General features: G+C 63.4%; 36 protein-coding genes. 11 read left to right on the top strand and 25 right to left on the bottom strand.

All coding sequences use genetic code 11. The annotated features are described in order from the left end of the window. From SB764_RS24500 to SB764_RS24620, 25 genes are all read right to left on the bottom strand, one after another. Positions 1 to 744: a hypothetical protein gene (locus SB764_RS24500; RefSeq protein ID WP_410865222.1), complete on the bottom strand. Its 744-nt coding sequence runs from the start codon at positions 742 to 744 to the stop codon at positions 1 to 3. Position 745: 1 nt separating this feature from the next. Further along, positions 746 to 1,180 (bottom strand): GNAT family N-acetyltransferase, encoded by a 435-nt coding sequence (locus tag SB764_RS24505; protein WP_410865224.1) that lies wholly within the window; start codon positions 1,178 to 1,180, stop codon positions 746 to 748. Beyond that, on the bottom strand, positions 1,177 to 3,465 hold the full coding sequence (locus SB764_RS24510) for a hypothetical protein (protein ID WP_410865226.1): 2,289 nt from the start codon (positions 3,463 to 3,465) through the stop codon (positions 1,177 to 1,179). The genes SB764_RS24505 and SB764_RS24510 overlap by 4 nt, the downstream gene beginning before the upstream one ends. Next, positions 3,465 to 4,082: a hypothetical protein gene (locus tag SB764_RS24515; protein ID WP_410865228.1), complete on the bottom strand. Its 618-nt coding sequence runs from the start codon at positions 4,080 to 4,082 to the stop codon at positions 3,465 to 3,467. The genes SB764_RS24510 and SB764_RS24515 overlap by 1 nt, the downstream gene beginning before the upstream one ends. 11 nt (positions 4,083 to 4,093) lie before the next feature. Continuing rightward, complete coding sequence (locus SB764_RS24520) at positions 4,094 to 4,351, bottom strand: hypothetical protein (RefSeq protein WP_410865230.1); 258 nt, start codon at positions 4,349 to 4,351, stop codon at positions 4,094 to 4,096. 3 nt (positions 4,352 to 4,354) lie between these two features. Continuing rightward, positions 4,355 to 4,771 (bottom strand): Bbp16 family capsid cement protein, encoded by a 417-nt coding sequence (locus SB764_RS24525; RefSeq protein ID WP_410865232.1) that lies wholly within the window; start codon positions 4,769 to 4,771, stop codon positions 4,355 to 4,357. A gap of 71 nt (positions 4,772 to 4,842) precedes the next feature. Next, positions 4,843 to 5,847, bottom strand: coding sequence for a major capsid protein (locus tag SB764_RS24530; protein ID WP_410865234.1), 1,005 nt, complete (start codon positions 5,845 to 5,847; stop codon positions 4,843 to 4,845). A 12-nt stretch (positions 5,848 to 5,859) separates the two neighbouring features. Then, the gene (locus SB764_RS24535; protein ID WP_410865236.1) at positions 5,860 to 6,585 is read right to left on the bottom strand and encodes a hypothetical protein; all 726 of its coding nucleotides are present in this window, start codon (positions 6,583 to 6,585) and stop codon (positions 5,860 to 5,862) included. A 7-nt stretch (positions 6,586 to 6,592) separates the two neighbouring features. Beyond that, positions 6,593 to 6,889, bottom strand: a complete 297-nt coding sequence (locus tag SB764_RS24540; protein ID WP_410865238.1) for a hypothetical protein — start codon at positions 6,887 to 6,889, stop codon at positions 6,593 to 6,595. Beyond that, positions 6,882 to 7,181 carry a hypothetical protein gene (locus SB764_RS24545; protein ID WP_410865240.1) on the bottom strand — a complete coding sequence of 100 codons (300 nt, stop codon included), beginning with the start codon at positions 7,179 to 7,181 and terminating at the stop codon, positions 6,882 to 6,884. Before SB764_RS24545 ends, SB764_RS24540 begins: the two co-directional genes overlap by 8 nt. Beyond that, a complete protein-coding gene (locus SB764_RS24550) occupies positions 7,178 to 8,812 on the bottom strand; it encodes a portal protein (protein WP_410865242.1) in 1,635 nt (544 codons plus the stop codon). Before SB764_RS24550 ends, SB764_RS24545 begins: the two co-directional genes overlap by 4 nt. Beyond that, a complete protein-coding gene (locus SB764_RS24555) occupies positions 8,812 to 9,012 on the bottom strand; it encodes a hypothetical protein (protein ID WP_410865244.1) in 201 nt (66 codons plus the stop codon). The genes SB764_RS24550 and SB764_RS24555 overlap by 1 nt, the downstream gene beginning before the upstream one ends. A gap of 78 nt (positions 9,013 to 9,090) precedes the next feature. Then, positions 9,091 to 10,512, bottom strand: a complete 1,422-nt coding sequence (locus SB764_RS24560) for a TerL (protein WP_410865246.1) — start codon at positions 10,510 to 10,512, stop codon at positions 9,091 to 9,093. After that, positions 10,509 to 11,237, bottom strand: a complete 729-nt coding sequence (locus tag SB764_RS24565; protein ID WP_410865248.1) for a terminase small subunit — start codon at positions 11,235 to 11,237, stop codon at positions 10,509 to 10,511. The genes SB764_RS24560 and SB764_RS24565 overlap by 4 nt, the downstream gene beginning before the upstream one ends. An 18-nt stretch (positions 11,238 to 11,255) precedes the next feature. Next, a complete protein-coding gene (locus SB764_RS24570) occupies positions 11,256 to 11,651 on the bottom strand; it encodes a hypothetical protein (protein ID WP_410865250.1) in 396 nt (131 codons plus the stop codon). A gap of 22 nt (positions 11,652 to 11,673) precedes the next feature. Then, complete coding sequence (locus tag SB764_RS24575) at positions 11,674 to 12,735, bottom strand: hypothetical protein (protein ID WP_410865252.1); 1,062 nt, start codon at positions 12,733 to 12,735, stop codon at positions 11,674 to 11,676. A 213-nt stretch (positions 12,736 to 12,948) separates the two neighbouring features. Continuing rightward, positions 12,949 to 13,179 carry a hypothetical protein gene (locus SB764_RS24580; protein ID WP_410865254.1) on the bottom strand — a complete coding sequence of 77 codons (231 nt, stop codon included), beginning with the start codon at positions 13,177 to 13,179 and terminating at the stop codon, positions 12,949 to 12,951. 41 nt (positions 13,180 to 13,220) lie between these two features. Further along, a complete protein-coding gene (locus tag SB764_RS24585) occupies positions 13,221 to 13,568 on the bottom strand; it encodes a hypothetical protein (protein WP_410865256.1) in 348 nt (115 codons plus the stop codon). Beyond that, positions 13,556 to 13,978 carry a nuclease domain-containing protein gene (locus SB764_RS24590; RefSeq protein ID WP_410865380.1) on the bottom strand — a complete coding sequence of 141 codons (423 nt, stop codon included), beginning with the start codon at positions 13,976 to 13,978 and terminating at the stop codon, positions 13,556 to 13,558. Before SB764_RS24590 ends, SB764_RS24585 begins: the two co-directional genes overlap by 13 nt. Positions 13,979 to 13,998: 20 nt before the next feature. Continuing rightward, positions 13,999 to 14,673, bottom strand: a complete 675-nt coding sequence (locus SB764_RS24595; RefSeq protein WP_410865258.1) for an SANT/Myb-like DNA-binding domain-containing protein — start codon at positions 14,671 to 14,673, stop codon at positions 13,999 to 14,001. A gap of 2 nt (positions 14,674 to 14,675) precedes the next feature. Next, positions 14,676 to 15,761 (bottom strand): helix-turn-helix domain-containing protein, encoded by a 1,086-nt coding sequence (locus SB764_RS24600; RefSeq protein ID WP_410865260.1) that lies wholly within the window; start codon positions 15,759 to 15,761, stop codon positions 14,676 to 14,678. Beyond that, positions 15,758 to 16,081 carry a hypothetical protein gene (locus SB764_RS24605; RefSeq protein ID WP_410865262.1) on the bottom strand — a complete coding sequence of 108 codons (324 nt, stop codon included), beginning with the start codon at positions 16,079 to 16,081 and terminating at the stop codon, positions 15,758 to 15,760. The genes SB764_RS24600 and SB764_RS24605 overlap by 4 nt, the downstream gene beginning before the upstream one ends. Then, a complete protein-coding gene (locus tag SB764_RS24610) occupies positions 16,078 to 16,380 on the bottom strand; it encodes a DUF4406 domain-containing protein (protein WP_410865264.1) in 303 nt (100 codons plus the stop codon). The genes SB764_RS24605 and SB764_RS24610 overlap by 4 nt, the downstream gene beginning before the upstream one ends. A 182-nt stretch (positions 16,381 to 16,562) precedes the next feature. After that, positions 16,563 to 17,078: a YmfL family putative regulatory protein gene (locus SB764_RS24615; RefSeq protein ID WP_410865266.1), complete on the bottom strand. Its 516-nt coding sequence runs from the start codon at positions 17,076 to 17,078 to the stop codon at positions 16,563 to 16,565. A 64-nt stretch (positions 17,079 to 17,142) separates the two neighbouring features. Beyond that, the gene (locus tag SB764_RS24620; protein ID WP_410865268.1) at positions 17,143 to 17,349 is read right to left on the bottom strand and encodes a Cro/CI family transcriptional regulator; all 207 of its coding nucleotides are present in this window, start codon (positions 17,347 to 17,349) and stop codon (positions 17,143 to 17,145) included. A 93-nt stretch (positions 17,350 to 17,442) separates the two neighbouring features. Between SB764_RS24620 and SB764_RS24625 the strand changes: the two genes are divergently transcribed. The 11 genes from SB764_RS24625 (at position 17,443) to SB764_RS24675 (ending at position 23,413) form a co-directional block, all read left to right on the top strand. Continuing rightward, on the top strand, positions 17,443 to 18,111 hold the full coding sequence (locus tag SB764_RS24625) for a helix-turn-helix transcriptional regulator (RefSeq protein ID WP_410865270.1): 669 nt from the start codon (positions 17,443 to 17,445) through the stop codon (positions 18,109 to 18,111). A gap of 3 nt (positions 18,112 to 18,114) precedes the next feature. Continuing rightward, positions 18,115 to 18,426: a hypothetical protein gene (locus tag SB764_RS24630; RefSeq protein WP_410865272.1), complete on the top strand. Its 312-nt coding sequence runs from the start codon at positions 18,115 to 18,117 to the stop codon at positions 18,424 to 18,426. 122 nt (positions 18,427 to 18,548) lie between these two features. After that, on the top strand, positions 18,549 to 18,821 hold the full coding sequence (locus SB764_RS24635; RefSeq protein ID WP_410865274.1) for a hypothetical protein: 273 nt from the start codon (positions 18,549 to 18,551) through the stop codon (positions 18,819 to 18,821). Between the two features lie 106 nt (positions 18,822 to 18,927). Then, positions 18,928 to 19,059: a hypothetical protein gene (locus SB764_RS24640; protein ID WP_410865276.1), complete on the top strand. Its 132-nt coding sequence runs from the start codon at positions 18,928 to 18,930 to the stop codon at positions 19,057 to 19,059. 36 nt (positions 19,060 to 19,095) lie between these two features. After that, a complete protein-coding gene (locus SB764_RS24645) occupies positions 19,096 to 19,350 on the top strand; it encodes a hypothetical protein (RefSeq protein WP_410865278.1) in 255 nt (84 codons plus the stop codon). A 25-nt stretch (positions 19,351 to 19,375) separates the two neighbouring features. Further along, a complete protein-coding gene (locus SB764_RS24650; RefSeq protein WP_110328034.1) occupies positions 19,376 to 19,702 on the top strand; it encodes a hypothetical protein in 327 nt (108 codons plus the stop codon). A gap of 42 nt (positions 19,703 to 19,744) precedes the next feature. After that, positions 19,745 to 20,578, top strand: coding sequence for a YfdQ family protein (locus SB764_RS24655; RefSeq protein ID WP_410865280.1), 834 nt, complete (start codon positions 19,745 to 19,747; stop codon positions 20,576 to 20,578). A 117-nt stretch (positions 20,579 to 20,695) separates the two neighbouring features. Beyond that, complete coding sequence (locus SB764_RS24660) at positions 20,696 to 21,082, top strand: hypothetical protein (RefSeq protein ID WP_410865282.1); 387 nt, start codon at positions 20,696 to 20,698, stop codon at positions 21,080 to 21,082. A 50-nt stretch (positions 21,083 to 21,132) separates the two neighbouring features. Beyond that, positions 21,133 to 21,960: a DHHA1 domain-containing protein gene (locus tag SB764_RS24665; protein ID WP_410865284.1), complete on the top strand. Its 828-nt coding sequence runs from the start codon at positions 21,133 to 21,135 to the stop codon at positions 21,958 to 21,960. 7 nt (positions 21,961 to 21,967) lie between these two features. Continuing rightward, on the top strand, positions 21,968 to 22,390 hold the full coding sequence (locus tag SB764_RS24670) for a hypothetical protein (protein ID WP_410865286.1): 423 nt from the start codon (positions 21,968 to 21,970) through the stop codon (positions 22,388 to 22,390). 30 nt (positions 22,391 to 22,420) lie between these two features. After that, complete coding sequence (locus tag SB764_RS24675) at positions 22,421 to 23,413, top strand: DNA cytosine methyltransferase (protein WP_410865288.1); 993 nt, start codon at positions 22,421 to 22,423, stop codon at positions 23,411 to 23,413. The last annotated feature ends 15 nt before the right edge of the window (positions 23,414 to 23,428 follow it).

Consider the following 23,428-nt stretch of genomic DNA (forward strand, 5'->3'; position numbering starts at 1 on the left):
TTATTTCGCCCCCAGCGTCGTGCTTTGCAGACCAGATGCCGCGCCGAGGCGCGCGAACTGCGAATAGCCCATCAGCGCCGCAGTGCCAGCGCCGATGATCCCGCTGGTCAGAGAGTTCGACGAATTACTCTTGAGCACCGCAGCCTCGTAGTCGTCGTTCGTCGCCTGGTCCTGATACGCCTGCCCCTGCAACAGTCCCTGATAGCGCGTCTGAAGCGCATCGAGATCCGCCGCGCCGGCGCTCTGCACCTGCTCGTTCAGCATGGAGCCGCTGTTTGAGACGAATCCCGATTCGCCCGCGGCGGCCGTCTGCGCGCCGAGCTGCTGCGCGGAGTTGCGCCGCACCTGTTCCTCGCGCGCAATGCCGACGTTGAATGCAGACTGCGCGTTCTCGCGCGCGACGGCCGCATTGCGCGTCGCGAGATCCGACTGCGCGCTCTGCTGCTTCGACTGCTCGATGCCAGATACGAGGCTGCTGACAGCCGAGAGGCCGAGCGCCGCCAGTTGCGTCGCCGAAAGCGCGGTTGCCGAGCCCGCGGCAGCGCCAGCTGCACCCGCCGCTCCTGCGGCGCCTGCGGCACCAGCTGCCGCCGCGCCCGCGCTCGCGGCGGCAGCCGTTCCGGCCGCAGCAGAACCGGCCGCCGCGGCGGACGCAGATGCAGCGCCGGCCGCTGCTGCCGAAGACGCAGCGCTCGCACCAGCCGCTGCACCGGTGCCCGCTGTGGCTGCCCCCAAAATGGCCATATCACTTCACCCTTGCGTAGAGAATCATGTCCGCCCCGTCGGGCGTGTATTTGCGGCGTATGCCTTCGATCGTGAAACCCAGATGCTCAGCCCATCGCCGCCCAGCAGCGTGATCGGCGCGCACGTCGATCTCGATGCGGGCCCATGGCGACTCATCGAAAACGCGCTTCACCACGCGATGCAGATGACGAAAATGCTGGAACGCGCGCGGTGTGATCATCGACCAGGCAATCGCGCGATCCGCCCACGCCTCTGCAATACCGCCGCACGCGATGGCGGCGCCGTCTTCGACGACGGCCCACGCGACGCCGGTGTTCGCGATCAACGTGCGCGCGTAGGCTTCGTCGATCTCGTGCACAGTCGTCAGCTGCATCGTTTGCAGCTTCGCGCCCACCTCCAGCACGTGCCAGACGTCGAGTTTTTCCAGCGCGATCATGCGTAAATACCCACGTTCGGCATCAGCGCGAGCACCACACAGGGCAACGGCTGATCGTTCGTGAAGCACATCGTCGGCGCTTCCTCATAACCACCGCGCCACTTGACCTTTTCCTTGTCGCCAGTGAAAAGCGGCAACGCGGTGTCCTGAAGATCTGGCACACGCCGGAAATTGATTTCTTCCATCGCAGCGAACGACGGGCCAAGCTTGCCACCCAACGAACGATAGAACCGCACGGTCACATCGGTGATGCGCTTCTTCTTACCCTGCGTCGTTCCCGCCGCCGACTGTATGCTCAGCTGCATCGTTTCGAAACGCGCCGGTGCGCGGAGCCCAACGCTCACCGTCGACGCTTCCAACGGAATCGTGATCAAGCCGCTCGTGACGACCTGATCGGGAACAGTTGCACCATCGGCGAGCACCTGCACGGTTTGCCCTTCGAGATGATCTAGTCCGTCGAAACTAGTTTTCTTCGTGCCGCTATAAGACAGGCCGCTATCGACATAGAACGAATCCTCGATGTCCTGATCGTCCTGCAGCGGGCGAGTCATGTACTCGACGTAGCGGCGCGTGACGCCCTTGATCTCGCGGCGCACGATCATCCACACGTCGTCATACGAGCCGTCCGGCGAAGGCAGCGTCTCGACGCACTCGACGTAGCCGTTCGTAATCGGATGGCGATGCCAGCCGTAGACGTCAGAGCGCCCGGCCTCGCGGTCGTACGTCATCCCGATGAGCGTGCCGTCCGCGCGCGCGGCCCAAACCACGGAATACGGATCCTGCTGATACGCGATCGAGACGACGCCGGTGTACGTGCCGTCCGTTCCGTTCGTGACGTGGTCGGCCAGCTTCGTCGTGTCCGTCGAAACGTATTTGTTGGTCGAATAGTCGTAGTCGAAGTCGCGTACCTTGCGGCCGGCGCGCTGCACGAAAATAGCCAGGCCGCCGACATCAAGCGGCACGAGCGCGCGCGATCCATAGCTTGAGTTCCGCGTCGCCTGAATGTTCGTCGGGCTCACAGCCGAAGCCGTCGACGTCGGGCCGACGACCCACTCTTCGCCGTTCATCCCGACCAGCAGGTTGTCCTGCTCGACGAGCCACACGATTTCGTTGAGCTGGCGCGCGTTGAGCTGGTTCGTCATGCCATCGTCGTCGGTTGTCGCGTCGGCTTCGATGAACTGGAAGTTCTCGTAGTCGGCCGACACCGAAAAGACGATCCACCGGCCACGCGCGAGCACGAGACGATTGCGCCAGAACGTTCCCTGCGACGGATAACCGTCCGCCGAGTTGAACAGCGCACGGCGCCACTTGTACGTGCCATCCGTCACGATCTGGTTCGGGATCATCACGTCATCGCTCGACGCGCCGCTCGTCACGGTGCCCGTTACCTGCGTGCCGCTCGTGTAGCCGGTGATCTTCACGTAGCCGTACCCGCTATGCTGGTACTGCCACTCCACGCCGATGGTGCCGTAGCCGTCGTCGTCGACGTCGATCCCGTCGCCGTCCCACGCGCTGCCCGACGTATGCACCGGCGTCTCGACGCCCGTCACAGGAGTCGTGCCGCCGCCGTTCGCCGTGCACAGATAGATGCGCTCGTCGACGCGGCGGAAGTCGCCAATGTCGACGCGCTTGTACGTCGCCCACGGCTTGACGTCGGAAAAATCTTTCTGCTGCAGATAGATGATCGTGCCGACGTCGGCCGCCGTGAAAACCGACGAGCTGGCCGTGAGCGTGACCGTGCCAGTCTGGCCGCTCGCGGTAATCGTCACGCTCTCGTCCGTGTTCTGGTCCTGAAACGGCCCCGCGACAAGCTGCACCGCGCTCATCCTGAACGCTGTGGCGGACGTGCGCACGAGCTTCTGGATGGGATAGGACTCGTGGAAGATGTACATCGTGTCCGCGCTCTGAGCGAACCGCAGGGCGAACGTGCCCTCGCTGCTCGTCAGGTCCGCGACCGCGTACGGCGTCGCGATGGTCACCTGAGCCGTGCCGCTCACCAGCTGCCCGCGATTGGCGTAGACGCGAATCACGTAGTCGGCGAATTCGAGCATGTAATTCGTGCCGTCGGAAACCGGGAAGCTCTTGAGCCAGCCGCGCTGCAGGCTGTTGTTCACCTCGCCAATGAAGTACGTGCCGCCGCGGCGCACGAGCGGGCCCTGCACGACGGGGATGAAGTTCTCCAGCGTCTTGCACCCGTTCGGATATTTCGCGAAGTCGACGCGGCCGCCCATGAACGGCGAAAGCTCGCCCGCGTCGAACGTCGTCATGATCGGGGATGCGTCCATCAGAACCCTCCGTGCAGGTTATGGTGGCCGCTGTAACCGCGCGCCTCCATCCACGTGTCATCGGCAAGCGGCTGAGACGGACGCTCGATCGCGTTCGCGCGCTTCGCGACGCCCATCGCGGCGGTGTATTCCTGCCACTTCGCCTGGGCCTTCGTCGTGCTCTGGCAGATCGGCTCCGCGCATTCAGCCGCCAGGCGGCACGCAAGCACCTCGACGAACAGCGCATCGAATGACGTGGTGTCCGACGGCAATGCGATGTACCGGAGTTGAAGCGGCGCGGGCAGATCGGTGAGGATCAACTTTCCCTCAACGGAAAACAGCCCGCGCTGATCGACTTTGGGATAGACGAGGAACGGGCCGACCTGCAGGTTGCGGACCCAATCGGTTGGAAGCGGGAAAGCGCGCGCGAAGCCAAAAGCCGGAGCCGTAGACGAAGCGGCAAGCAGCGCGCGCGCCTTGGCGAAGTTCCAGATATTCGCCCTCAATTCGGCCTTCAAGACGACGTCCCACATCGACGTGAGCGTCTCAGCAGATTTCGAATCCTCGTCGAAGCTCGTGATGCGAGCCTCGCCGAGTTTCGTGAGTGCGCGGTTGCCGATGTCGAGCTTGGAAGTCACAGGTCACTCCGTTACGGCGCGCCTGGATCGTCCTGCCCGCCGGGTGTATCGTTCGTGGTCGAATTCGTCTCGCGGCCGCCACGGGCTTTTTTTTCCGCGAGTTCCTCGTCGGTCGGCACCACCCACGAAATGGGCTTCCCGTTTTTGCCGATCACGGCGCCCGATTTGATCGTGACGTCTTCCATCACGAACACCTCGCCCGCGTAGCGCCGCTTGACCCCGTGGAAGCCGGGCTTGAGGGCCCGGACCTTGATCTTTGCGCCGGCCATGCGTTAGGCCTGCGACGGCGACGGGTATGCCGTATGGTCGTACGGCATTTCGCTCGTGAGATCGGCCGACAGCGTGACCGTGGGCGTGGTGCCGCCGAGCGTCGCGTACATGCGCAGGTAGCGCTTGTTCGTCCACGGCATGCCGAGCACGAACATCGCACCCGCATCGACGTCGGCCGCCGTCGGCGAGACTGCGGCGATTTCGTCGAACGTGCCGAACGCCGAATCGTCGGACGTCTGAAGCGCGAGCTTCAGGGTCGGCGTGGTGCCGGCGAGCGCCACGAGGATGTTGATGACGATCCACAGCGGCGTGCCCGGGCCGATCTTGCGATCGGAGCCGAGGTCGATGATGTTCGTGAGCGCGCCGCTCGCGGTGAGCGCCTGGCCGTTCGCGAACGTGAGGAGGTTGTCCTTGTACATGGTGCGTTCCTTGTTCCGTGACAGGAGAGGACCGCGAGAGTGCACCGCGCAGGCGGCGCACCCGCGCAGAATTACGACTGGTCGACGACGCGCGCTTCGGTGTTGAGCAGCGCGTCCGTGCGGCGAACCGGCAGACCGTCGAACATCATCACCCGCTGGCCAGCGACGGTTTCCCACGTGAGGTTGTTCGAGATCTTGTTCAGGATGCCGAGGCGCAGTTTTTCGCGAACCGTGCGATTCACGTACCACGCTGCGCGGCCCATGCCGAATGCCGGAATGCGTTCCGACGCCGCGATCATCCAGTTGATCAGGTTCGAGGTGTTCGCCACCGTGGCGAGATCGCTCACGTCGATATTCGCGATGCGAGCGACGTAGCGCCAATCGCGAAGCGTGAAACCGACGTCCCACTTGTAGTGGGTGCGATACGCTTCCATACGGCCGCCCTGGCCATCGGAATTTTCGACGGTCACCTGACCCTTGTCGTTTGACTGCAGCATGGCTTTCCCAGCCTTCGGGTAGATCATGTGGGCCGTCTGCGGACCCCAGACCATCAGCCAGATCGACGTATTGTCGGAGCCCGTACCACCAGCGTCGATGATGTTGTCGGCGTTGTCTGCCCCGAGGTCGTTGTAGCGCGCGGCCACGCCGGTGAATTCCGCGGGCGCCGAACCTTCGTTGCCGTAGATCAGCGTCGAAGCGACTTCCTGATTGATCGCTTCGATGTGAGCGACGTTTTCGGACAGCCGGAAGGCCGCGGTGTTGCCGTTGAGATCGGCGAGAGCCTTATCGACTTCCGCATAATCTTCGAGCATGCCGCAGTTGTCCGTCACCTGCACGGTGGTGCTCTTCGTCGGCTGCACGCCACCATAGAGTCGACGCCACGTAGGCTGCGGCAGACCCGTGCGGACCGTGCTCTTGTGGCCGGTCGCCAGATTTCCCTCGATGAATGCGGCGTCGAGCAGAACCTCGTTCGTCTGGTTCAACAGTTCGACGATCTGGGAATCGATGCTGCCGTCGGGCGCGGTGCGCTTTGCAACGTCGGCGAGCGTCGGGTTATTCGTGGTCAGGATGGTCATGATCAAATACCCTTAGTTGTGATTCGAGTTCGGAAACCAGTCAGCAGGCGTTGCCGTCTTGCTGGCACCGTTGCCGCCCGGGTTCAGCGTTCCCTCGCCCAGCGCCGCGCCGATCTGCGAGAACGTCTTCAGGATTTGCGCGGCTCCGACTTGCTTCTCCAGCTTGCTCACCGTCTCGGCAGGAATGCCGAACTGGTGAAGCGCCTGGCGCCCGAGTTCGACGTTCTTGTCGTACTGCGTGCCCCATTCCGTTTTCAGCGCGGCCATCTGCTGCTCGCCTTGCTGCTTTTGCGCCAGCTCCGCTGCCTCGTTCAGGCCAGCGACGTGCGCATTGAATTTAGTAACGAGTGCCTCGGCGGCCGCCTGCGAAATGCCTGCTTCGTGGAACCACGTCGAAGCGGCTTTCGCCAGCTCATCGCTTTGACCTTCGGGGACCGGGAGTTTGTAGTCCTCGGCTTTGGCGGGCGCGGCGTTCGCGGTTTCAGCATCGCGGAACGCCTTGATCGCTTCGGCCGCGCTCTTGTAGCCCTTGCTCTCGGCATACGCCTTCAGATCAGCGTCACCGAGAGTTTCGAGGAACGACGGCGCACTTTCCTGCGCGGCGGTTGCCGCCGCTGCGGCGGCTGCGGCATCGCCCGTGGTTGCAGTCGCAGCGTCTGCGCCGGTCGCCGCAGTCGTGGTCGCCGCGCCGCCGCCATCACCGGCACCGGCTTCGTTCATCAGGACGTAGCGCATCATCAGTCGCTTAAACATTCGTTCCCTCGTTCGTCGTTGCGCTCGTGCCCGACGTATCGGTCGATGCAGTGGAGCTGGTTGAATCGATCACGCCGGCGGCGCGCAGCACGGCCAGCAGGTTGTTGAAGTCGTCGGCAGTCGGCGCGGCCGTCAGATCAGCGATCGCGGTGCCAAGCAGAATGCCGCCGCGCGCATCGCTCGCGGGCGCGGCGTCGGCCGACATCGCGCTCATGAGATCGCGCGCGTTGCTCGCGTTCGATGACGTGAGCAGACGCGCGCCGAACGGCGACATCGGGCGGTCATTCATCGGTGGACTCCTGACGCTCGCCAAGGATCTGGTCGTCGGTGATACGCAGGATCGAGAACACGCGGTTCCACACCTCGCGGCGCCCCTCGGCCAGCATCGAGGCGTGTGTATCCACGCTGCGCGAGACCGGCGAGACAATTGCGGTCGAGCGATAAACGCGGCAGAAGTGCGCGAGATCGGTCATCACCGCGCGCGCGGCGGGTGTGAGGTTGCCGTCGTCGTCGAGAAAACACTGCGCGTAGGCTTTGCGGCGGCGCAGGCGCGCGAGGATTCGATCGGTGATCGCGCTCATACGCCTGGCGTCCCTGTCATCTGTGCAGCGGACGCGAGGTCCTTGGCGGCCGATGCGGCCTGCGGCGCTGCATTCAGGATGTTCGTGAGCTGCGCGGTCTGCTGTTCCTGCGCCTGCTGCTGCGCAATGACGTCAGCAGGCACGGTGTATTTGACCGGCACGCCGTTGATGTCAGCGAGGCCGCGCGCGATCGCCTGACCGTCGACGACCTTGATCGCCTGCTGGTCGAGCTGTGCGACGACGCCCACCTGCTGAACCCACTGGAGAACGGCCGCGCCTTCGCTCGCGCGCATAGCCTTGTTGAGCGGGCTGTCGTAGACGATGTCGACGCTCGCGCCCGCCTGGATCAGTTCGGGCGGCATCGGCGGAAGCAGTCCCGGCACGTGGCCGCAGATGTCGAGTTCGCGCTCGATCATCTGGCCGAGCATTTCGGTCTGCACGCGGCCCATCGTCGGCGCGAGCAGAATGCCCTTTTCCTGCGCGCGCTCCAGCACCTCTGTGGCCGTCATCTGCGGCGCTTCGGTCAGGATCTGGAACAGCGTGACGTAGAACTGCGCGTTGATCGTCTGGCGCTTGCTGTCGGCGTACTGCGTGCCGAACTGGATGTTCTCGCCGGTCTTGAGCGGCTGCACGAGCTGATTGCCCTGCGTGTCGAGACCGCCGTGATTCAGCGCGCCCGAACGCAGGTCGAACCCTTCGAGCACGCCGTCTTCGGTCAACAGTAGCGGTGGATCGACGGCCTTCTCCGCACCGCGGATGATGGTCTTCTCCATCGCGTTGACCATCTTGATATCCGGCAGCGAATCTTCGGCGGGCGAGCCGCCGTACTGCGTGTCGGAATCGACGTAGAAGCGGCCCACAGCGTAGGGATAGACGCGAAAGCCCGACTGCTCGATCAGGTCGGCCTCGCAAACCCACACCGATTCGAACGCCATGTTCAGCGAGTCGAGCCGCGTGACGATGCGATCCGCGCGCGGCTGCACGCGATGGACGAAATCGAAATGGGTTTCGGGGTTGTTCTCCAGCGCGGACTGGATGCGCGGCGGCAGCTTCTCCTTCGTCCACTTCTGCGCGGCCTGCCGCGCGGTCATGCGCCAGCACGCGCACGATTTGTCGACGAGGCCCGCCGCGTTTTCGACGAAGTAATAGCGGTTCAGCGGCACGTGCCGATAGCGGATGCCAGTGCCGACGTCGTGCTCGATCATGAGCGGCCCATTGCCGAACAGGCCGAGGCCCTGATACGCCTGACTGATCTGCGTGGTGAAGCCGCCGCGCCAGCGATAGCGGACCGAAAACAGCGTCTTGACGACCTGATCCAGATACGCGCGAACGTTGTCGTTGTCGTTGAGGCTTTCCTGATCCGTCGCGAGGCGGTGCCACACTTGCGTGTGGGGCGTGATCATCGAGTCGATGGCCGCCTGAAAATTGCGCAGCGCCAGCGGCGCGGTCGTGTCGAAGATCTTGCCGGTCCGGTTCTCGCCCGGCTTGCGCGTGCGGTTGAAGCCGCTGTGGCGCGGCATCATGAAGTCGACGATGTCGTTCCAAACCTGCTCGAACTCCGAGCGGTGCTGCTTCATGTCCGCCAGATCGCGGTGGACCGAATCGACGAGGGCTTTTTCGTCGGCGGCCATTACGCGCCCAGCAACGTTTTGGTTGCGACGCTGCCCGGCGAGATCGTCGCCGAGTCACCAGCCGAGATCGTCGCCGATGCGCCGCGACGCCGCGACAGACGATCCGCCGCGTCCTGCTGCGCCTGCGTCGTGTCGGTGATCGCCGGGACGTTGGTCGCCTTCGTCTGCGGGATGCTGGGCGAGTGGAACAGGGTCGTCATTGCCGGTCCAGAATATGCGTATGAGAACGCATGCTCTCGGATCGGCTACGCACTATCCTGCGCAGCAACGGCGGACGATCAGTCCATGATGGCGCGCTTCGGCAACGCGCCGGAGCGCTTCGGCTTCACCAGCACCTTGTGCTCGCCCGCGCCAACGAGCAAATACTGAAGCGCTTCGGCGACGTGGGAGTACATGTTCTTGTCCGCCTTGTCGGCGAACCGCTCGCCCGACACCTGCAGCCGCCGGAAGCAGTACCCGCCGGCCAGCGCCTTGCGCAGCGTCCGGCAGTCCGGATGCACGAGAATGCCGGGCTCGCCGTCAATCAGGCGCGTGAGCGACTCATCGACAGCGCCATACCGCAGCACCGTGTCGTTGGTCGGCGCAGGCTTCGCTTCGAGGCCCGCCGCGCGCAGGATCTTGAACGGCGTGTCCTCGTCATCCGCCTGCGAACGCTGGTCGCCCGCCGGGTCGCCGGAAATCGGCAAGATTGTCATGCCCGCGTAGTTCTCTTCGATATGGCGGTGAATCTCGGCGGCCATCTTCTTGGCGCCCATGCTCGTAGCCACAAGCTCGCTGCGAACGCGCCAGCCGCCCATCGGCTTGCGCTGCGCGAACACCGCGGCGGGCGTCAGGCCAAAGTCCATGCCGATGTACACCGGCGCGCCGCGCACGATCTCGAACGGGCGACAGTGCAGCGAATCGACGTAGTCCGGATGAATCGGGCGGCCGTCGATCACGAAGCCATATTCGTTGCCCAGGTTGACCTTGATCCAATCCTGCTTCTTGCCCTGCATGCCGTCGAGGTAATAGCCGACCGGCAGGTTGTGGATGTTCTCCGCGTTCGGATTGACCACCCAATCATCGCCGTCGCGAATGACGCCGCCCGGCTGCGTCAGGAATTCCCAGCCATCTGGCTTCGTCTCTTCGGCCAGCTCGTAATACCAGTGGTCGTTGTCCGGCGCGTTCGTGTCACCGAAGATGCCGTACCACGTCGGGTGCACGTCCTTGGGATAGCGGCCGACACGCAGGTCGAGCATGTCGACTACGGCCTTCGAAAGCTCCTTCACTTCGTTGAGCCACACCCACGTCGCCTGCAGCCCGCGCGCCTTCTTCACGTGCTCGGGCCGGTCGAACGCGATGAACATCACCTCCGCCTCAACGCTCGTTCCGTCTTCGAGATCGAACGACAGATAGTGCGTCGGCGGCTCGCGCCCACCAGCAACATAGCGGCCGAGATCCTCGAACATGTCGAGCCAGTCCTTGATGGTCGTCGACGACAGATCGGAATACGTGTTACGCACCGCGATGCCGCGCGACCGGCGCACACCATACGCATCCGGCTCCTGCTCGCACGCGACGCGGAAACCCTTCCAGCAGCTGGCGTTCGTCTTGCCACTGCCGAGCGGACCACGGATCATCACGCGGCGCTTGCGCGACAGAATGTATTTCTCCAGCGTGTCGCCCTGCGGCAGATAGCGGAACTCGATCTCTTCGCTCATTCGCCAGTGCCCTGCTTGCGGCGGCCAGTCAGATCCTTGACGCGCACCTTGGGACGCGACAGTTCCAGCTTGTCGTTGAACAGGCCAAGATGCCGCCCGGCCAGCTCGGCATGCTTCGTGCGATCGCGCACCTTCGTCTCGACACCCTCTTTCGTCTGCTTCACGCCATCGAACAGGCGTTTCGCGTCACCGACCAGGGTGCGCGTGTCGCGCAGGCGCACACGCTCGATGCCGTCACCCGAGCACTCAGGGCATTCAGGATTCGGCTCGCGGTTCGCATTGAAACCAGTGCCGCCCGATTCATCGAACACAGGCTGCGCCGCTTTCGGAATCTTCGCTGCGCGCGCGCGCTTCAGATCGACCGCATGCTTGCGCCGCGCTTCTTCCAGCTCGCGCTGAGTCTTGAACTGGAAGGCATGGCCGGCGCCCCAGCAATAGCGGCAGCAACACCGCCAAACCTCGGCGATGTCGCTGGCGTCCGCGCGCATCACCGCGACGATCTCATCGAGCACCTCGTCGGCAGTCACCTTGATGCGCGCGGCGCGCTCGTCCATCAAGCGATTGATCTCCGCGCAAACAGCCGGGCGCTGCATCAGGTTGTAGCCCGTCTGCCGCGCTCCGTTTTTGCTATAGCCCGCACGATGGGCAGCGTTCGCCTTCGACAGATCGACGAGATATTCCTCGCAGAATCGCTGCTCGCGCGGCGTCAGTTCACGCTCGCTCATACGCACCGCACCCCGATTTCATATCTCAAACCCCGGAAGAGTAAGCGAGACCGGCACGTCCGGCTCGCGACGGTCGCTCGTACGCGACACCTTTTCGATTACCTGCGCGATGCCAGGGCGGAACACCGCGTCGAGCGCGGAAAATCCGTCGGCAACGCATGCGCGCGTCGTGCGCGGGCGCGCGACGGATGCCGCACTCGCCACATAATCCGTGCGCGGCGCCGCGTCGATCGCCTTGGTCGTGACACGGCACCACAGCGCGAGAATGGCCTCGCCGCGCCGAAAGCTCGGCTCGTCGATGCCGTTGCGATAATTCCGAACCGCAGTCGGGCTCACACCCAGCGCGCGAACGATGGCCGCGTCGCGCAAACCGGCGCGACGGAAATCCTCAAACACCTCGGTCCAGTCGATCACGCGCTGGGTCATAGGCACGCTCCTACAGCAGTGCGCGGCCGCGCGCGATGATGGCGCGGATCTTCGCGGGCAGCACGCCGGTCGGGCGCGACAGTTCTGCCTCGATCTCGCCGAAAAGCGAATGCACCGGCTGCTCAGCTGCCGCCGCGCTGACCTCCGCCGCCTTCTGATGGTAGCCGCGCATCAGCGCGTTCGCGAACCACGAAACCATCAGGTCTTCAGTCACCGCAACGCCGTCGTCGAAGACGATGTGCAGAAACGCGGCGGCCCAATCCGTCGCGTCAAACGACTGCGTGAACGACGACAATTCACCCGTATCGGAACCGGTCTGGATAGCTGCCTCGGTGTCGCCGTCTTGCGATGCAGTCAAAACAGACGACGAGGTGTCGCTTGCGGATCCGGACGCCGCAAGCGATGCAACGCCTTCCCCCAATTCGTCCGCGACCGCCGGCGCGTCAGTAGACGAACCAAGGCTCGATTCCGGGGTCGTCGGGATCGATGACACCGCATCCGAATTCGGCGCAGTCGTCGAGCCATCCGTCGCACTCTCGGCATCGGCCGCCGCGCCGCTCACGTTTCCCGCGTCACTCGTCAGGCCAGATGCCTGTGCAATATCCGCAGAGCCGGCCAGGCTCGCCGAGCCGCTGGCACTCTGGGCATCGCCCCCATCGGCTGACCCCGCCTGATCGAGCGCCGACAACGAATCGTTTCCCTGCTCACCTGCGTCCTGAGTCACGTCCGACGCGGCATCGACGGCAGAAGTCGTAGCGGAAGTATCGCTGGGTGCGGCCTCCGCAACTGCCGCAGCGGTCTCCCCCGATTCAGCACCCTCGCTCGAACCCGACGCATCGAGCGCAGAGGTCTCGCCCGTCGACTGCTCGCCGGCAGATGCACCACCAGCATCGTTTCCCGCACCGTCCGCGCCCACGGCGGAAGCCTCGCCAGACGCGGCTTGCACGGAATCCGAGGCGCTGGCCGCGCCCGCCGCATCGTCGTCGGTCGCGAACATCGGCAGCGCCGCCATGAACAACAGGGATTTCAGAAGTTTCGAGATTCGCATTTCAGTTGCTCCGTTGAAAAACATCGATCATTTGTCGTTGCGCCGCAAAATCAAGATGGCTACCGCAAAGAGTGCGAGGCAGACACACACACCACCTAAAACCGCGAGACCAGCGAGGACGCGCCCGATCTCAAACCAGAAGCCAAACGACACACAATTCATCGCGACACCATAAAATTTCGAGCCGCCCGGGGTCTTACGCGCGACTTCCGCAGCCCCAGATCGCCGCTCCCTGGGTTATTCCGCCGACGTGAAATCGACGTAGTAATGCTTGCCAATTTCGAATTTCGCGAGCGCCGCGGGATTGTCGATAAGCGTCGTGAACTCTGCCCACGGCGTCGCCGACTGAAACCTTTGGTCCTCAGGGATGCTCGTGTCATACGCAGCCCTGAACACAAGCTTCTTGCTGGTCGGAGACCAGTGCTGTGCGGTGATTTCCTGAAGTTGCAGTTTTGCTCGGACGGACATTGCATTTCTCCTAATGTAAGCACAACGGTTTTTGGCGAAAGTCAGTCAGCGTCAGTGCGCAGCTCGAACTCGTCAGATTCAATAAAAGGCCGGATGGTCTTCCGGTTCTTCGACACGAGCGCTTTGCAGCGCAGCCACGCGCCCAACTCGTCGGCATCGAGCCACGCGTCGCGCTTCACCTCGACGCCACCGCGCCGCGCACGCGGCACAAAAACCTCTACCTCGACGCGGTCCGGATCGAACGAACCATCCGCGCGCCGAATGCGCCGAACGACGCGCGGACGCGCCTCGTATTCCACGTCCCCAGGCACGTACGACACGCGCCCATAGCGGCCACGATCGACGGCAACGATGCTCGGCACTTCGCACGTGAGCATCAGCGCGGGCACGTAACCTCCTGCGCGGCCATCTTCGCGGCGCGCACCGGCAACCAGTGCGCGAAGCCTGAATCCCATACGGCGAATTTCGCTTCGCGCGCGGCCGCGCCCTGATCGATCCACGCGTGGCACGCTGCACAGCCAGGCACCGTGAATTCGTGCGCCGCCTTGATCCCCATACCTTTGCCGTGGCGCGCCTGATTCGAATGACACGGCACGACCGATTCGGACGAGAACGCGCACACGCCGGGCACGCGCAGATAGCACTGCTCGCCGCGGCACGCCGCGAGATACCGCGAGCCTTCGGCGACGGTCGGCTTGCGCGCGCGCCGCTTGATCGGCGTCGAACGCGCGATGCCCGCGCGCGAAGTGAGGCTGTTGAACGGGCAATCCGGCTTGCGTTTGAAGCCGGTGCGCTTCATCGGCGTTTTGCGGGCGAGCGTCATGCGGCCACCTGTTGCACGAGCGTAGCGAACGGATCAAACACCGGCGCGGGCTGCCGGGCCCGGGCACGCACAAGCCGCATGCGCAGCGTATTGCCGATCGGCGAAGGCGGCGGGACGTCATCCTCGAAGCCGACCGACCAGCGCGGCGCACGGCGGCCTGTGCTCTTACCGCGAGCGGGCGCCCAGCCAGAGCGCCAGAACCCTTTGCCGTGCCCTTCGGCCAAAACCATCGTGATTCGGCGATGTGATCCAGCACAGCGCTCCGCCAACTGCGAGACGGTCAGATCCGGCGTCTCAAGAAGCGCGCGGCGCACTTCCTCGGTGACCCATGAATACGTCGAGTTGCGCAGCGTCTGCGGGCGCGGCGCCAGTCCCAGCTCACGGCCGCGATCCGACATGGCCGCCGCCGAACGGCGCGGCAGATACTTCGCGCTGAGCATCTTCAACGAGCCCTTCTGTTCCCAGATCTCGCGCAGCAGCGCGTCTTCAGACGGCTTCCAGCGAAGGCGACCATGCGGCAGCGGCCCAAGGCGCAACTTCACGCAGCGCTGCTCGACGGCATTGCGCGAGCGCGGCGCGATGCGCGCGGCGATCTCGTCGTACGACAGGCCAGACGGGTGAAGCTCGCGCAGCAGCGCGTCTTCGGCAGGAGTCCACAGAATTCGAGTCATGGTCAGCTCGGGTAGAAGTCGGCGGGCAGCACGTCGGCGAGAAACTCGCAGACCTCGGGAAAGCGCGCGGCACCGCGCTCGCGCGTCAGCACGTGGTCGATCCACGGGCCACGACCCGAGGCTTTCGCCACGCGCACCAGAAAATCGGGAGTCGATTCGTTCACGCGGCGCTCGACGCGCACGCGCTTGGCCTGCTCGCCGATGCCGGAATCGCTCAGCCACCAGTCGGCGCTGGCGGGCTGCGCATCAGCGCGCGCGCCGCCGGCCAGCACTTCGGTCACGAAGCGATCGAGGAACGCGGCGTAGACCGGGCGGCTGTCGCTCGCCTGCTCGCGACGCTTCGCGGCGCGGCGCACCGCCTCGCGCAGCTGCTCGGCGGTCACGCCCTTGCCTACCCACGTCAGCACCAGCACGCGGTCAGCCTTCGGATCGACGACGACAGCGGCGCACTGCTCAAGCACAGCGAGCAACGTTGCCTCGGCATCAGGTTCCGCGATCTCGTCCGCGTTTTCGTCGTTGCTTATTTTTTGAGCAGCAGCAGCAGCAGCGGGATTTTCCTCGCACGCGTTGCTGCTGCTTTTATTTGAAGGGTTAACTGCAGTATTAGACTGAACGTCGTTCAGTGCCTTAACGTCGTTAGGTTCAGTGCCTTCATGCATTTCGGCACCAGAAGGCACTGAACCTCCTTCAGTGCCTTCGCCAGAGTTATCCACAAGGCGCTGAACGTCCTTCAGTGCCTTGGTGCGTTGGCCCTTTTTTGAAGGCACTGAACCACGTTCAGTGCCTTCGGCAGCGCGATCGGGAATTTCGAAGCCTTCCGGAATACGCGGGAAATATTCATTGCGCGCCCACTTCTTCTTGCCGTAGCCGTGCTTGCGCACAACGAACCATCCCTTCTCTGCCGCGACGGCTAGGTGCGTGCAAACCGCGCGCTCCGACAACCCGGTTTCGTCCGCGAGCATGGCGGTCGACGGGAAGCAGTCCTCACCGAGGTCGTTCAGATGGCACGACAACGTCAGCAGGACGTGCCGCGTCGTCGGCGGCAGCCCAGATTTGATGATGGCGTGGCGCCACGTCCATGGCTTCATGTGACGGACCCTTGCGCCAGCAGTGCGAACGCTTTGATATCGATTCGATAGAAGGTTTTGTGCTCAAGGCGCCGAGCAGTCTCAACGAGAACGTTGGCTGCCCGCAGGACGCGACGCGCGGCGCGCTGTTCCTCATACGTCAAGGCGGTAATGGACTCGATCTTTTCGACGCTCAGCTCCGCACCGAGATCACCGGCGTGTTGCTGCCACTCGATGATGCAGGCCGCCAGCACGGCAGCCTTAACGCCGACATGCCGCGCTGCATGCGGGTAGTAGGTGACATAACCGCATCGGGCGGCAACGGTCGCGAAATCCGTCATGCGGCCTCCGCGACAGCGGCATACATGATTTCCAGACCTAGTTCGAGCGCGATGTGGCGCTCCAGCCGCGCGCCGCGCGAGCCCTCGAAGCCGGGCAGCAGGCAGATGCCGTCGCACGTCACCAGCTCGCGAATGTCCGCACGCATCGCGTCGGCCCACTTCATGCCGACGTCGGGATTGATCTCAGCCGGGTTGATCACTTCGTGGCCGAGCGCGCGCAGGCGCGCGGCTTCGGCGTGAAAGCGGGGAAAGTTCAGGTCGGGGAGTCCGGTCATCGGGCCGGCAACGTAGATTCGCATGGGCTCAATGACCGCAGGGCAGGCTTACGCCTGGGAGTTTCTGGGCGCCGCACGACAAACAGATGAGCGGCTCCTGGGGCAGTTGCGCAGTGCTTTCGGCATCAGCCGCCAGCACGTGCTCCACTGCATCGATATTTTCGGGTCTGTCCATTTGTAGTCCTCAACTCGGTGCATAAAATGGATCAGCCCTGCGCGGCGCGACCGCCAGCCACATCAGCGACGCTGCGCATTGCTTTCGCGCCCGCGCGCTCGTCGCGGCAGTAGATGCGCCACGTGAGCGCGAGCAGCTCCTGAATCCGGCGGTGCATATCGTTCGCGATGCGTTCGAGGTTCGCGCGTTCGTGCTCGTCGACAACGCCGTCTGCCGTGGCCTCGCGATGCACGCGGCCCAGGTGGCCGAAATCTTCGAGCAGCTGCTGGAACTTCGTGAAAAGCTCGTCGTTATCGACCTCGTCGATTGCCGGGTGCGCGAAGAACGAACCGCCGGACAGCGCCGCAACCGTCTCGGCGAAAAGCGTCGTGCCTGAAAGCGCCTGCATCGCGAGCGCGTGCTCGGTGCTGACCGCCTGCCCCTTCACCTCGTAGATGCGGTTCTGGAGCGAAGCCGCCGACATGCCGAGCGCGTACGCCATCGCATCCGCGCCGCCGTTGAACTGCCTGCACATGGCCTGATAGGCCCCACGCAAACTCAAAGCCATAGAACGTGACCCCTTATCAGTGGTTTCTGTGATTCATCTGAGCAATTACGATCCACTCAACGGATCAAGCGACGGCCTGCTCGGCTGGCGGGACAAAACCGGGCGGCACAGATTTGCCCGCTTGAACCGCCGCGCCGATCACCATCGCCGTGCGCTTCTTGTCGAGTTCGTCGGGCCATTGGGAAACAGCGCTCTTCGTGACGCCGAGGGCGCGCGCGAGCGCATCCCCGCTGCCGAAGATGGCCGTCGCCTGTTGTTTGGTGAGATTCATGCGACCGCTCCTAATGGATTTAGTCGCCAGTATAGAACCCTAAACTGTAAAAGGAAAGCGATCTAAACCGCGTTTGGTTTAGATTTCTGCCCCATGAGCACACTTGAAGAACGCATCCGGACCATCCTCGACGAAACGGGAGCCGAGCAGATCGCTCTCGCTGAAGCCGCAGGCGTCTCGAAGGCGACAGTCAACCAATGGCTCGACGGCAAAATCAAATCGATCAAGCTTGAGTACGCGGTAGGAATCCAGGAGAAGTACGGCTACAGCGCGGTCTGGCTGGTGATGGGAAGGGGCAAGAAAAAAGCAGCGGAGATTCACCACGAAGATCCGTTCAACCCGATCCCGGTCCCGCCAGGCCGCCGCATCCCTGTGGAGGGCACGGCGCAGTTGGGAGACGACGGACATTGGGCCGATCTCGACTATCCGGTCGGGCACGGCGACGGGTATCTAGACTTCCCGTCGAAAGACCGCGATGCTTACGGCATCCGTTGCAAGGGCGACTCGATGACGCCGCGCATCAAGGACGGCGAATTCGTCATCGTCGAGCCCAATCGCAAGGTTGAGCACGGCGACGAGGTGCTCGTGAAGGCCAAGGATGGCCGCGTAATGGTGAAGATCTACCTGTACGCCGCGCAGGGCCGCACGCATCTGATGTCCGTGAACGCCGCGCACATGCCAATCGCGATCGATACGGACCAGATAGAACGCCTGCACTACGTGGCCGCCATCGTGAAACCTGCTCTCTGGTTGTTCGGGTAAAGCGTGGACCAATTCGCGCTCAACGTCGGGAATGCGGTCGTCGACACGCTCATCGGAATCTCGCTGGTTCTCATGGCCGTGTACGCCGCCATCAAACTGCCGTGGTTCGCGCGCGCGATGAAAATCGCCTTCCTTTTGGCGTGGGCCGCATGCATATTCGGCGCGCCAATTACTGCTGTCACCATTTCAGGGCCAAGCGGATTTCCGGCAGCTGCCTATGTCGCCTGTGGACTTTTTGTCCTCATCAACGCGGTGGCGTATCGATACCTCGGATATCCAGAACTACGGCGTACCTTAAGTCGACAAGATCACTAAAGCACCAGCCTCGCTCCGGCGGGGGTTTTTTTCACCACGCGGTTTAGTGTTCTTGACTATTAAAGTTTAGCGTTCTACACTTTGCCTCAACGCGTCACATCACGACGCAGCGAGGAAACACAGTGGATATCTTCACCCTGACCGATCCGCGCGATTTCGGGCGGTCGTTCTCCGAGCTGGGCGACGACGAGCTGCTGACGTCGTTCATCAGCTCGAACGCATCCGTCGACGCGATCCGCGAACTCGTGCGCCGCGGCTTCACCGAGCGCAACGCGCAACTGATCACCGCCGAACTGAACGACGGCTCGACGCACATGCTGCGCGAACTCATGCGCCGCGGCATCGACCCCGACAAGAAATTCACCTTCGGCGGCGCTGCGCCGGCGCAGCACTGACCATGCGCAAGCTCCCCGACTGGTTCCCGTTCGCGATCCTCGGCGCGCTCTACCTCGCCGCCGCAGGCATCGCGCCTCCTATCGAAATGCTCATGGGCATCGTCAAATGAAAGACCTCCTGTTTCAGTGGGCGCGCGCCGTCACCATCTGCGCCCTGCTCGCCTTCGTCATCGGCGCGGTCGAGCAGTACGGCGGCAGCAACATGGCCCGCGCCGGCGGCTTCTGGAGCACGAATTGACGCGCACCCTCTGGCAGATCGTCCAGGACGTCGCCAATGGGTCGCTCTCTTCACGCGCCGCATACCGCGCACTTCGCGCACTCATCCGCGCTGCCCGTCAGCGCTAACCAGCTCCCGAAAAGGCTCACCGTGCAACAAATCTTCGGATGTTTCTTGTTAGCAATCCTCATCGATGTTGCTGCGGGGATCCTGCTCGGGAAGCTGCTCAGTTGGTCCGCGCGCGGCACGCGCCCCGTCGACGAGCCGGCCCAGCAAGACGACAGCGAGCCCTATCCCCGCTGGTACGAATGACGCACCACTTCACTCTGGAGAAGAAATGAAAAAAGCATTCACGCAAACCCTGATGGAGCTGCGCGGCGGCGCGGTCGTCGAGGAAGCCACGAACGAACTCAATACGCTCGTGGCGATGGTCCGCGATACCGGCAAAGCCGGAAAGATCACGATCACCGTCGAGGTCAAGCCGTTCGCCAAGGTGCAGGACGCGCTCGAAGTGACGGGCAAGGTCGTCGCCACGCTGCCGCGCGAAAAGGAATCGGCCGAGGTCTTCTTCCCGACCGTCGAAAACAACCTCTCGCGTCACAGCGAGCGGCAAACCGAACTGCCGGGTATCTCGCTCGCGGAATCGCGCGCGGCACACGGCTAATTCGCACTGCTTCACAACCCCTTCACTTCACACGGATAACTCATGTCTTTCGATAACGAAAAGATTCACAACGCAGCTGCGATCCTCGAAGCTGGCACCGCGCTCGCCGAGCCGAAGAAAAGCCCGCTCGCCGACGGCGTTCCGTTCGTCGTGGTGCCCGAAGGCTACAAGGTCGAGCACCTCACCGAACGTGACGAATTTCCGGCGCGCGCCAGCGGCGTCGTCAAACTGCGCGACGCAAACAGCTTCGTGGCGTACTTCAATCGCCAGAAGCGCGCCGAAAGCCTCATCTACGCATCGCTCGATCCCGCCAAGATCCTCGGCGTCATCGACGATCACCGTGCATACGATCAGATCTCCATCGATCACGACGGCGCGAACTGGCGCGCCTACCGCATCGAATTCGCAGTGCCCGCGTCGCGCGAGTGGAAGACGTGGACCGCGAAAGATCGTCAGGCGCTCGACCAGCTCACGTTCGCCGAACTCGTCGAAGACAACCTGCCCGACATCGTGACGCCCGACGGCTCGACGATGCTGAGCATCGCGCTCAACTTCGAGGCCAGCAAGGAAGGCAATTTCGTGTCTGCGTCGCGCCTTCAGGACGGCAGCACCACCTTCGTCTGGAAGGAAGACATCAACGCGACCGGCAACAAGATCGCGATGCCCTCGCAGATCACACTCAAGATTCCGGTGTTCGAAAACGGCTCGGCCTATCCGATCGAGGCGCGCATCAAGTACCGCGTTAAGGACGGCACGCTGAAGATCTGGTACGAGCTGGTGCGCCCGCACAAAGTGCTCGAACTCGCCTTCCGCGAAATCTGGTCGCAGATCGAAGATCAGACCGGCCTCAAGATCCTGCTCGGCTCGCCCGAGTAACGCCGCACCCCTCACCGGCCGCCCGTGCGGCCGAGTTGCGCAGGTCAGGGAGGCTCCTGGTCCGCAGCGTGTGTTGGCCGGCGCCCGTACGGGCCGGTCCTTTTTCGAGACTAAGTCATGAAGAAAACCGCTATCGCCATCGCAGCAATTTTCGCAAGCGCCGCTCTTTCGGGTTGCGATCTTTACCCTCCGTACAAGGTCTATTCGCAGCGTATGGAAGGCGAGGCCGAACTCGCCAAGGCCAATTATTCGAAGCAGGTGGCCGTGCAAGAGGCCATCGCCAAGAACGAGTCTGCCAAATACGAGGCAGAGGCCGAAGTCACGCGTGCCAAGGGCGTCGCACAGGCAAACCAGATCATCGGCGACAGCCTGAAAGGCAACGAAGCCTACCTCCGCTATCTCTGGATCGACAAGCTCGACAAGGCCGAAGGTAAAGGCCAGGTCATCTACGTCCCCACCGAAGCCGGACTGCCGATTCTGGAAGCGTCGCGCAAGCCGCAGTAATCGGCACGTGGCGCAGCGAGCGCCCTCCCACACTACTGAATGAGACGAGCATGAAAAATCGCCCTCTGGTTATCTATCACAGCAACTGCGCTGACGGCTTCAGCGGCGCGTGGTGCTTCTGGAAAAAGTTTGGCGGCGAAGTGGATTTTCTGCCGGGCGTCTATCAGAAGGATCCGCCCGACGTCACGCACCGCACCGTCTATCTGGTCGACTTCAGCTATAAGCGCGAAGTCGTCAAGGAAATGGTCGCGAGTGCGCTGCGCGTGACGCTCATCGACCACCACAAGACCGCCATCGAGGATCTGGAAGGCCTGCCGGGCCTGTTCATGTACACCGACCTCAACCGCAGCGGCGCGACGCTCGCATGGGATTTCCTGTTCGGCGACGAGCCGCGCCCGCTCCTGCTCGGCCACATCGAGGACCGCGATCTCTGGCGATTCAAGCTCGCCGGGACGCGCGAGATTCAGGCATTCGTGTTCTCGCACGAATACACGTTCGAAATGTGGGACCGCCTCATGAGCGCCGATCAGGCGGAACTCATTCAAATGACCGCGGCGGGCGCGGCGATTGAGCGCAAGCATCACAAGGACATCGCCGAGCTTCTCAGAGTCTGCGCGCGCCGCATGACGATCGGCGGCCACGACGTTCCGGTTGCCAGCCTGCCCTACACGATGTCGAGCGACGCCGGCCACGTGATGGCCCAGGGCGAAGCATTCGCGGCTTGCTATTGGGACACCGTCGACGGTCGCATCTTCAGCCTTCGTTCTTCCGATGACGGGCTCGATGTGTCGGAGATCGCAAAGCAGTTCGGCGGTGGCGGCCACGCCAAGGCATCCGGCTTCAAGGTGCCTCGCGATCACGAACTGGCGCGCGCCTGAAACCGTCATGCCTATCAAGCCTGAAAACCGCAGCCGCTATCCGGACAACTGGAAGGAAATCCGGGCACGCATCCTCGATCGCGCGGGTAACTGCTGTGAGCAATGCCGCGTCGCAAACGGCGACTTGATCGTGCGAGGCATCGACAAAGACGCCGGCACGTTCCAGCGCTTTGAAGGAGATGGCGAAGTCTATGCCGCTGATGATGGCCGTCTGCTCGGGCTCTGTAAGGCATCCGAATACTGCGGCAACCGCTGGACTCGTGTCGTGCTCACGATCGCACATCTCGATCACGTGCCGGAGCACTGCGGCGACGACAACCTTAAGGCGCTGTGCCAGCGCTGCCATCTGGCGTATGACGCCGAGCACCACGCTGCCACTGCGCGGGCCACGCGCCACGCGCGCAAAGCGATCGGCGACCTGTTCGCCTGACTCCCCACCCGTAACCGGCATCGACCGAGCATGGCCGCGTACTACAACGAGATCGAACCCTACGCCGCGCAGTGGCTGCGCAACCTGATTGCCGCCGGGCACATCGCCCCCGGCGACGTTGACGAAAGGAGCATTGAAGATGTCCGACCTGATGACCTGCGAGGCTACACGCAGTGCCATTTCTTCGCCGGAATCGGCGTCTGGTCGTCTGCCCTTCGACTCGCTGGATGGCCTGACGACCGACCTGTTTGGACTGGTTCCTGTCCGTGCCAACCTTTCAGCGCGGCAGGCAAAGGACTTGGGTTTGCTGACGAGCGGCACCTCTGGCCGGCATGGCACCACCTCATCAGCGAGTGCCGCCCTCCAGTCATCCTTGGCGAGCAGGTTGCGAGCAAGGACGTCGACCCTTGGATCGACCTTGTTTTCGATGACCTGGAAGCCATGGAATACGCCTGCGCCGCGAACCCTTTCCCGTCTGCGGGCGTCGGCGCGCCGCACATCCGAGACCGATCGTTCTTCGTGGCCTACGCCGCGCGCGAACGACGGAACCGGCGCGCAGATCCAGCCCGGATTGCAGGGCGGCTTATCGCTGAAGCAAACGGCGCAGCTCGCGGGATGGCCGACGCCGACGACGCGGGATCACAAGGACGGCAGCGAGTGCGCGAACGTGCCGCTGAATGCATTGCTCGGGCGCGTGGCGTGGTTGGCCGGGTGGCAGACGCCGACCTCGATCGACAGCCGCCGCGGGGACTACCAGTACGACCAAGGCCAGAAGGACAAGGTGCGCCTTTCGAATCAGGGAGTAGCGAGGTCAATGCAGCCGGCCCGACTAACGGCTTCTGGCGAGCTGCTGATTGGCTCCTCTGCCGGGATGGAAAGTGGCGGCCAGTTGAACCCGGCACATTCCCGCTGGCTCATGGGGCTCCCGCCCGAGTGGGACGACTGCGCGCCTACGGCAACGCCATCAACCGCGAAGCGGCGGCAGCGTTCATCGCAGCAGCCGACGAAGCAATGACCGCCTAACACGAGACACGAGGA

The sequence above is a fragment of the Paraburkholderia sp. SIMBA_027 genome, from assembly GCF_046535315.1.
Classification (GTDB): Bacteria; Pseudomonadota; Gammaproteobacteria; order Burkholderiales; family Burkholderiaceae; genus Paraburkholderia; species Paraburkholderia tropica.

Excerpts from the sequence above, each read along its gene's own strand:
- SB764_RS24500 (WP_410865222.1), bottom strand. The coding sequence starts at position 744 with ATGGCCATTTTGGGGGCAGCCACAGCGGGCACCGGTGCAGCGGCTGGT.
- SB764_RS24505 (WP_410865224.1), bottom strand. The coding sequence starts at position 1,180 with ATGATCGCGCTGGAAAAACTCGACGTCTGGCACGTGCTGGAGGTGGGC.
- SB764_RS24510 (WP_410865226.1), bottom strand. The coding sequence starts at position 3,465 with ATGGACGCATCCCCGATCATGACGACGTTCGACGCGGGCGAGCTTTCG.
- SB764_RS24520 (WP_410865230.1), bottom strand. The coding sequence starts at position 4,351 with ATGGCCGGCGCAAAGATCAAGGTCCGGGCCCTCAAGCCCGGCTTCCAC.
- SB764_RS24525 (WP_410865232.1), bottom strand. The coding sequence starts at position 4,771 with ATGTACAAGGACAACCTCCTCACGTTCGCGAACGGCCAGGCGCTCACC.
- SB764_RS24530 (WP_410865234.1), bottom strand. The coding sequence starts at position 5,847 with ATGACCATCCTGACCACGAATAACCCGACGCTCGCCGACGTTGCAAAG.
- SB764_RS24535 (WP_410865236.1), bottom strand. The coding sequence starts at position 6,585 with ATGATGCGCTACGTCCTGATGAACGAAGCCGGTGCCGGTGATGGCGGC.
- SB764_RS24540 (WP_410865238.1), bottom strand. The coding sequence starts at position 6,889 with ATGAATGACCGCCCGATGTCGCCGTTCGGCGCGCGTCTGCTCACGTCA.
- SB764_RS24545 (WP_410865240.1), bottom strand. The coding sequence starts at position 7,181 with ATGAGCGCGATCACCGATCGAATCCTCGCGCGCCTGCGCCGCCGCAAA.
- SB764_RS24550 (WP_410865242.1), bottom strand. The coding sequence starts at position 8,812 with ATGGCCGCCGACGAAAAAGCCCTCGTCGATTCGGTCCACCGCGATCTG.
- SB764_RS24555 (WP_410865244.1), bottom strand. The coding sequence starts at position 9,012 with ATGACGACCCTGTTCCACTCGCCCAGCATCCCGCAGACGAAGGCGACC.
- SB764_RS24560 (WP_410865246.1), bottom strand. The coding sequence starts at position 10,512 with ATGAGCGAAGAGATCGAGTTCCGCTATCTGCCGCAGGGCGACACGCTG.
- SB764_RS24565 (WP_410865248.1), bottom strand. The coding sequence starts at position 11,237 with ATGAGCGAGCGTGAACTGACGCCGCGCGAGCAGCGATTCTGCGAGGAA.
- SB764_RS24575 (WP_410865252.1), bottom strand. The coding sequence starts at position 12,735 with ATGTTTTTCAACGGAGCAACTGAAATGCGAATCTCGAAACTTCTGAAA.
- SB764_RS24580 (WP_410865254.1), bottom strand. The coding sequence starts at position 13,179 with ATGTCCGTCCGAGCAAAACTGCAACTTCAGGAAATCACCGCACAGCAC.
- SB764_RS24590 (WP_410865380.1), bottom strand. The coding sequence starts at position 13,978 with ATGAAGCGCACCGGCTTCAAACGCAAGCCGGATTGCCCGTTCAACAGC.
- SB764_RS24595 (WP_410865258.1), bottom strand. The coding sequence starts at position 14,673 with ATGACTCGAATTCTGTGGACTCCTGCCGAAGACGCGCTGCTGCGCGAG.
- SB764_RS24600 (WP_410865260.1), bottom strand. The coding sequence starts at position 15,761 with ATGAAGCCATGGACGTGGCGCCACGCCATCATCAAATCTGGGCTGCCG.
- SB764_RS24605 (WP_410865262.1), bottom strand. The coding sequence starts at position 16,081 with ATGACGGATTTCGCGACCGTTGCCGCCCGATGCGGTTATGTCACCTAC.
- SB764_RS24610 (WP_410865264.1), bottom strand. The coding sequence starts at position 16,380 with ATGCGAATCTACGTTGCCGGCCCGATGACCGGACTCCCCGACCTGAAC.
- SB764_RS24615 (WP_410865266.1), bottom strand. The coding sequence starts at position 17,078 with ATGGCTTTGAGTTTGCGTGGGGCCTATCAGGCCATGTGCAGGCAGTTC.
- SB764_RS24620 (WP_410865268.1), bottom strand. The coding sequence starts at position 17,349 with ATGAATCTCACCAAACAACAGGCGACGGCCATCTTCGGCAGCGGGGAT.
- SB764_RS24625 (WP_410865270.1), top strand. The coding sequence starts at position 17,443 with ATGAGCACACTTGAAGAACGCATCCGGACCATCCTCGACGAAACGGGA.
- SB764_RS24640 (WP_410865276.1), top strand. The coding sequence starts at position 18,928 with ATGAAAGACCTCCTGTTTCAGTGGGCGCGCGCCGTCACCATCTGCGCC.
- SB764_RS24645 (WP_410865278.1), top strand. The coding sequence starts at position 19,096 with ATGGGTCGCTCTCTTCACGCGCCGCATACCGCGCACTTCGCGCACTCA.
- SB764_RS24650 (WP_110328034.1), top strand. The coding sequence starts at position 19,376 with ATGAAAAAAGCATTCACGCAAACCCTGATGGAGCTGCGCGGCGGCGCG.
- SB764_RS24655 (WP_410865280.1), top strand. The coding sequence starts at position 19,745 with ATGTCTTTCGATAACGAAAAGATTCACAACGCAGCTGCGATCCTCGAA.
- SB764_RS24660 (WP_410865282.1), top strand. The coding sequence starts at position 20,696 with ATGAAGAAAACCGCTATCGCCATCGCAGCAATTTTCGCAAGCGCCGCT.
- SB764_RS24665 (WP_410865284.1), top strand. The coding sequence starts at position 21,133 with ATGAAAAATCGCCCTCTGGTTATCTATCACAGCAACTGCGCTGACGGC.
- SB764_RS24670 (WP_410865286.1), top strand. The coding sequence starts at position 21,968 with ATGCCTATCAAGCCTGAAAACCGCAGCCGCTATCCGGACAACTGGAAG.
- SB764_RS24675 (WP_410865288.1), top strand. The coding sequence starts at position 22,421 with ATGGCCGCGTACTACAACGAGATCGAACCCTACGCCGCGCAGTGGCTG.